This is a genomic window from Photobacterium sp. OFAV2-7 (assembly GCF_022347985.1).
In the GTDB taxonomy this organism is placed as follows: Bacteria; Pseudomonadota; Gammaproteobacteria; order Enterobacterales; family Vibrionaceae; genus Photobacterium.
In genome coordinates this window covers 1-6,623 of the sequence record NZ_JAKRFQ010000214.1, presented here as the reverse complement: position 1 = coordinate 6,623, position 6,623 = coordinate 1, and the positions used below count along the sequence as shown (strand labels likewise).

Below are 6,623 nucleotides of genomic sequence, written 5' to 3'. Positions count from 1 at the left end.
GGCCGGCAGCTGGTGCAGTTGCAGCAGCAGGGCGAACCGAACGGCGCATGAAGACACGTTTTCGTGCCAGCTCGCCAACACGCTTTTGCAACAGGCCAACCGCCTCATCACGGTTGCGGGCAATATCTTCAAATTTCTTCGGCAGAAAATCCAACGCACCGGCATCAAGTGCATCCAGTGTCGCCTTCGCACCCTCGTGGGTCAGCGAAGAGAACATCAGGATCGGGGTCGGCGCGCTTTTCATGATTTCACGCACGGCAGTAATACCGTCCATCACCGGCATCTCAATGTCCATGGTGATGACATCAGGCTGAAGCTTGTTAGTCAGTTCTACCGCTTCTTTACCATTGACGGCACTGCCAATCACCTCTAGTCGAGGATCGGAGTTAATTATTTCACTGACACGGCGGCGGAAAAAGCTTGAATCATCCACCACCAATACTTTTACTGCCATGTTGTCTTTATCCCGTATATATGAGTTATCCAGCCTATCTAACAAACTGAACAATTATCTGGCACAGGAAAGCCCGACAAGCTAACAGAACCAGATAATAATTTAATTTGCTATTTAGGGGCTTTACGCCCCTAATTTAGTTGTCGCTCTGGTGTTGAGTGAACAGCCTGGCCTTAGCGGCCGGCATAGTGTTTTAGCAGGTTCGGAACGTCCAGGATCAACGCAATATGACCATCACTGGTAATGGTTGCACCAGCCATACCCGGAGTACCCTGAAGCAGTTCGTCAAGCGGCTTGATTACCACTTCTTCCTGACCAATCAAGGTATCAACCACAAAGCCAATACGCTGGTGGCCAATTTGAACAATCACCACGTGGCCATGGTCACGCTCACGCTTCGGCAGACCGACAGCTGACAACCAGTCTTGCAGGTAGAACAGCGGGATAGCCTTCTCACGAACAATGATCGTCAGCTGACCGTCAACATTGTTGGTCTTGCGTAGGTCAAGGTGGAAAATCTCGTTCACGCTTGCCAGAGGCAGAGCAAACGGCTGATCAGCCACGCCAACCATCAGGGTCGGCAGAATTGCCAGCGTCAACGGTACCTTGATATCAATACGGGTACCCTTACCCAGCGCCGAATCAATGCTGATTGAGCCGTTAAGCTGACTGATCCCGGTCTTAACCACATCCATGCCCACACCACGACCGGAGATATCAGAGATTTCTTTCTTGGTCGAGAAGCCTGGCGCAAAGATCAGGTTATAACACTCTGAATCAGTAAGGCGTGAAGCTGCATCAGCGTCCATCACACCACGGTCAACGGCGATGTTACGCAGTTTATCCGGATCCATACCGCCGCCATCATCCTCGATGGTCAGCAGAATATGGTCGCCTTCCTGAGAGGCAGACAGCAGTACGGTACCAATACGCGGTTTACCTGCTTTTTCACGGGCATCCGGCATTTCGATACCATGGTCAACCGAGTTGCGGACCAAGTGAACCAGCGGATCGGCCAGCGCCTCAACCAGGTTCTTATCCAAATCAGTTTCTTCACCGCGCATTTCCAGCACGATTTCTTTTTTCAAGCTACGCGCCAAGTCACGAACAACCCGAGGGAAGCGGCCAAAGACTTTCTTGATTGGCTGCATACGGGTTTTCATCACCGCGCCCTGCAAATCGGCAGTCACGACATCCAAGTTAGATACAGCCTTGGACATTTCCTCGTCATTGGTATTAAGGCCCAGGCTAACCAGACGGTTACGGACCAGTACCAACTCACCCACCATGTTCATGATGGTATCCAGGGTCGAGGTATCAACACGGACTGTCGCTTCGGCGGCCGGTTTGCCTTTATCCTTGGCAACAGCTTTCGGCTTTCTTTCTGCCACAGGTTTAGGTGCCGGAGCTGGTGCACTGGCTACAGGAGCCGGTACTGCTGGTTCCGCAGGGGCTGCTGCAGGAGCCGCTGGCGCGACAGGCACTTCAGTGCTTGCCGGTTTAGAGACATCTGCCAGCATATCAGCCACAGGGCGAGTCGCCATCTCCAGCTCTTCTGCTGATGGGCCTTTACCCGAGCCATGCAGCTCATCAAGCAAACGCTCGAACTCATCGTCAGTCATCAGGTCATCATCACCTGAGCTGGCACCTGTGTCGCTAGGTACCGTCGAGGCAGCTACCGGTACAGCTGGCGCTGGTGTAGCTGGAACCGGTGTAGCAACAACCACGCTGTCAGTATTGCCCGGGCCTTTGCCTGCGCCGTGCAGTTCGTCCAACAGACGCTCGAACTCATCATCGGTGATGTCACCCGACTCAGACTGAATCTGATCCACAACAGCTGCATTGCCTGCTTGTGGCGCAGGTGCCGATGCTGGGGTTGGAGCTGGTGCTGCAGAAGAAGCTGAAGGGCCACTGCCTGCACCATGAAGCTCATCAAGTAGACGATCAAATTCATCTTGAGTCATATCGTCAACCGTATCGCCGGCAATCGCCGATGATGGGGCAGCAGGCTGCGCCGCTACTGGTTCAACTACCGGGCTTGGTGCCACAGGTTCAGGAACCACAACCGGCTCTGGCTCTGCGACTGGCGCAGCGGCAGCAGGAGCAAGTTCTTCTGCTGTCGGCGGCTGACTGTAACGGTGAAGCGCATCAAGCAGGCTCTGCTCAGCGGGAACAAGTGGTTCACGCTCCTGCACCAAACCAAACATTTCGTTGATGGTATCCAGCGCCTCAAGAATCACATCCATTAATTCTGGTGTAACGCTTCGCTTGCCGGTTCTCAGCAAGTCAAAGATATTCTCTGCACCATGGCATGCATCCACCAACTCAGTCAGAGAGAGGAAACCAGCGCCACCCTTAACGGTGTGAAAACCACGGAAAATCGCATTGAGCAGCTCTGAATCTTCAGGGCTACGCTCAAGCTCAACCAGCTGCTCAGACAGCAACTCAAGAATTTCTCCTGCTTCAATCAAAAAGTCTTGCAGGATGTCTTCGTCTAAATCAAAGCTCATATATTTCCCCTAAAATCCAAGACTAGACAGCAAGTCGTCAACATCATCCTGTGAGGACATGACATTTTCACGTTCTTCTGTGTTGACAATTGGCCCCTCGGGAGTAAGCACACAGGCTTCTGTAAGGGCATCTGATCTGTCTTCTTGTTCCATGCCAAAGGCTTTAAGGATTTCGACTAATTGATCTTCCACTTCGTGCACCAATTCGATGACACGACGTATTATCTGTCCGGTGAGATCCTGAAAGTCTTGAGCCATTAAAATTTCTGTCAAATGGCTACGAAGCGCATTGTTGTCACTTTCAACCTGTACCAACAAGCTGTCAATTTCATGGCATAGTAACTTAAATTCATTAAGCGCAATCTGCCCGCCCATTAGACGCTTCCACTGAGGATGAACCTGACTCAGAGAGTCATTCAACCTATCGGCAAGCGGCTCGATACTATCGATCGCATCCATGGTTTTATTAGCAGCAGATTCCGTTTTATCAATCACATATGACAAACGGTCACGGGCGTCAGGAATTTCGTTCTTCGCTAAATCATTAAGACGGGGATCAAGACGAAAATTTGCCAGTGAATCATGCAATTGGCGAGTCAACTTACCCACTTCTGCATAGACAGGATCACGACTGTCGGAGACAAGCCCCTGTACAAGCGTGTTTGCTTCGTCCTGTTTCCCATCTTCAAGCAGGCTGACAAGCTGCTTAGCCTGATCGAGTGAAATCATTATGGTTATTACCCTTTTAGCGCCTGACGATTGTAATTACTGCATACGCTCGAAGATTTTATCTAACTTCTCTTTCAACGTAGCTGCCGTAAATGGCTTAACGATATAACCGTTAACACCCGCCTGCGCAGCTTCGATAATCTGCTCGCGTTTTGCTTCAGCGGTGATCATCAGTACCGGAAGGTGCTTCAGTTCATCATCAGCACGAATGTGCTTAAGCAAATCAATCCCTTGCATACCAGGCATGTTCCAGTCTGTAACAACGAAATCAAACCCGCCTTTTTTCAGCATAGGTAGCGCAGTCAATCCATCATCCGCCTCCTGGGTATTGTTAAAACCTAGGTCACGTAGCAAATTTTTAACGATACGGCGCATTGTTGAGAAGTCATCAACAATGAGGATTTTCATGTTTTTATTCAAAGTTGCCTCCACTGAGGTCACAGTGTTTTTATCTAATATGTATTAAGCAGTCCAAACCTTGAGCTTGGAACGCAAACGTTGCATCGCCTGACTATGAATCTGGCAAATACGAGATTCACTGACCCCGATAACAGCACCAATCTCCTTGAGATTGAGCTCCTCATCATAGTAAAGAGACAGGACCAGCGCCTCTCTTTCAGGCAGTGTTTTTATTGCTTCAGCCAGTGATTGACGGAAATTATCATTCACAACACCCTGAAATGGAAGATTTTCTTCAAGTGCTTCTTCACTTGCGACAGCATCTTCCGATACACCCAGATCATCCATACCAATAAGACGCCCACAATTAACATCATTTAGCGCCTGATGGTACTGTTCGAGTGTCATTTCGAGATGTTCGGCAATTTCCTGATCATTAGGGTCTCGCCCAAACTCTGCTTCCAGGAAAGAAATGGCTTCCGTGATGCGCCGGCTATTTTTATACACCGAACGCGGAACCCAGTCTCCACGGCGGATATCATCAAGCATCGCGCCCCGGATCCGGATACCGGCAAAGGTCTCGAAGCTTGCACCTTTGCTGGGATCATAATTCTGCTGTGCTTCCAGGAGGCCTATCATACCAGCCTGAATTAAATCTTCTAATAGAACGTTGGGGGGCAGTCGCCCCATCAGGTGATGAGCAATGCGCTTTACCAATGACGAATATCGCTCAATAAAGGCATGCGGACTCTCCTGATAGCGTCCGTATGTCAATGCTTTATTCACCAATAGGAGCCTCGTTCGGTGTTGGGGCTGGTGTTTGCTTTACCAATAACTTCTCGACAAAGAATTCGAGATGTCCACCTGCACTGCTCGGCACCGGCCAGGTCATGGCCTTCGACGCCAGTGATGTCAACGCTAATGCCGCCGGGCTTCGCGGGAAGGCATCAACCACAATTTTCTGACGTTTAACCGACTGGCGAACCCGATCATCGAGCGGTACACAGGCAACCAGCTCGAGGTTGGCATTGAGGAACCGCTCTGTCACGCGTGTCAGTTTGGCAAACAGCTCCCGCCCTTCACGGTAGCTACGTACCATATTGGCTACAATCTTGAATCGCTGAACATCGTATTCGCGGCTCAGGATTTTGATCAGCGCGTAGGCATCGGTAATGGATGTCGGCTCGTCGCAAACAACAACCAGTACGTCCTGCGCTGCTCGCGCAAAACTCAGTACCATATCGGAAATACCGGCAGCGGTATCAACCAGCAGGACATCAATATCGTCTTCGAGGCTGCTGAAAGCACGGATCAGCCCCATATGCTGAGCTGCCGTCAGTTCAGCCATGTTCTGGGTGCCCGACGCCGCCGGAATGATTTTCACCCCGTATGGTCCCTCGACAACGATATCCTGGAGATCGCACTGTCCGGCCAGGACATGTGACAGGTTGCGGCCTGCACGCAGCCCCAACATAACATCCACGTTGGCAAGGCCGAGGTCGGCATCAAGCACCATTACCCGCTTACCCTCGCGAGCCATCGAAATAGCCATGCTCAGGGTCACGTTGGTCTTGCCCACACCACCTTTACCACCAGTAACAGTAATGACCTTAGTGGAAGATAATTTTGTCATACGGCGCAAACCGCTCGCTTGATCGTACATTGCGTTCTCAATCATAAAAGTCTGCCGCCTGATTATCTGAACTATCGCTACTCCAGAAATGAGATTGCTGGCTTAATTCTTGTTCTAGTAATTCGTTTGCACGTGATACCAGGTAATCACCTGTCGCTACTTTAATGTCTTCCGGTACCCGCTGGCCGTCAGCCAGGTAGGCGATAGGCAGCGCACTCTGAATCGATACACAAATTACCTCCCCCAGGCTGAGAGACTCATCCAGCTTGGTCAGGACACAACCCGACAACGGGATCCGGCGGAAGTGTTCAATGGTTTCGTGCAGTACGCGCCGCTGTGCCGTCGAAGGCAGCACCAGAAAACTACGAATCTGTGAGCCACTGTTCTGCATCAGGGTATCAAGCTGCTCAGACAACCGAATATCACGTTGTCCCATCCCTGCAGTATCTAGCAGAACCAGGCGTCTATGCCGTAACTGGTGAAGTATATCGGCCAGCTCCTCGGCATCTTTAGCAACTCTTACCGGACAGCCCATGATTCGACCATATGTGGCCAGCTGTTCATGCGCTCCGATACGATAAGTATCTGTTGTGACAAGGGCGATTTGGTCCGGACCAAAATCCATCGCGGCACGTGCCGCCAACTTGGCGATGGTCGTCGTCTTGCCAACCCCTGTAGGTCCCAGCAGCGCGACAACGCCACCGGTCTCGAGTATACAGTCATCGGTAGTGATGATCTGATCTGACAGCAAATCCAGCAACGCCGGCCAGGCTTCATTAGCCGGGACGTCTTCGGGGATGTAACAGGCCAGCTGGTCGGCAAGCTCCGGAGAGAGCCCCATTTTTTCCAACCGCTTGATCATCATTGCCCGCATCGGTTCGCGGCGCTCGACTTCCTG

General features: G+C 51.2%; 7 protein-coding genes. All 7 read right to left on the bottom strand.

Features of this window, described 5'->3' with window-relative positions; genetic code table 11:
- A partial coding sequence (locus MHN01_RS12590; RefSeq protein WP_239411665.1) for a response regulator occupies positions 1-454 on the bottom strand: 454 nt, incomplete at its 3' end.
- A gap of 173 nt (positions 455-627) precedes the next feature.
- The gene (locus tag MHN01_RS12585) at positions 628-2,964 is read right to left on the bottom strand and encodes a chemotaxis protein CheA (protein ID WP_239411664.1); all 2,337 of its coding nucleotides are present in this window, start codon (positions 2,962-2,964) and stop codon (positions 628-630) included.
- A gap of 9 nt (positions 2,965-2,973) precedes the next feature.
- Complete coding sequence (locus tag MHN01_RS12580) at positions 2,974-3,693, bottom strand: protein phosphatase CheZ (RefSeq protein WP_075763979.1); 720 nt, start codon at positions 3,691-3,693, stop codon at positions 2,974-2,976.
- Positions 3,694-3,729: 36 nt separating this feature from the next.
- Positions 3,730-4,101, bottom strand: coding sequence for a chemotaxis response regulator CheY (gene cheY / locus MHN01_RS12575; protein ID WP_036800231.1), 372 nt, complete (start codon positions 4,099-4,101; stop codon positions 3,730-3,732).
- Between the two features lie 54 nt (positions 4,102-4,155).
- On the bottom strand, positions 4,156-4,878 hold the full coding sequence (locus MHN01_RS12570; protein WP_075763977.1) for an RNA polymerase sigma factor FliA: 723 nt from the start codon (positions 4,876-4,878) through the stop codon (positions 4,156-4,158).
- Positions 4,871-5,770 carry a MinD/ParA family protein gene (locus MHN01_RS12565; RefSeq protein WP_239411663.1) on the bottom strand — a complete coding sequence of 300 codons (900 nt, stop codon included), beginning with the start codon at positions 5,768-5,770 and terminating at the stop codon, positions 4,871-4,873. Before MHN01_RS12565 ends, MHN01_RS12570 begins: the two co-directional genes overlap by 8 nt.
- The coding region (flhF, locus tag MHN01_RS12560; RefSeq protein ID WP_239411662.1) for a flagellar biosynthesis protein FlhF at positions 5,763-6,623 on the bottom strand (861 nt) is incomplete at its 5' end. The genes flhF and MHN01_RS12565, both read right to left, overlap by 8 nt.

What these genes read in the sequence shown, in the direction of transcription:
- MHN01_RS12565 (WP_239411663.1), bottom strand. Translation starts at nt 5,770, where the DNA reads ATGATTGAGAACGCAATGTACGATCAAGCGAGCGGTTTGCGCCGTATG.
- cheY (WP_036800231.1), bottom strand. Translation starts at nt 4,101, where the DNA reads ATGAAAATCCTCATTGTTGATGACTTCTCAACAATGCGCCGTATCGTT.
- MHN01_RS12585 (WP_239411664.1), bottom strand. Translation starts at nt 2,964, where the DNA reads ATGAGCTTTGATTTAGACGAAGACATCCTGCAAGACTTTTTGATTGAA.
- MHN01_RS12580 (WP_075763979.1), bottom strand. Translation starts at nt 3,693, where the DNA reads ATGATTTCACTCGATCAGGCTAAGCAGCTTGTCAGCCTGCTTGAAGAT.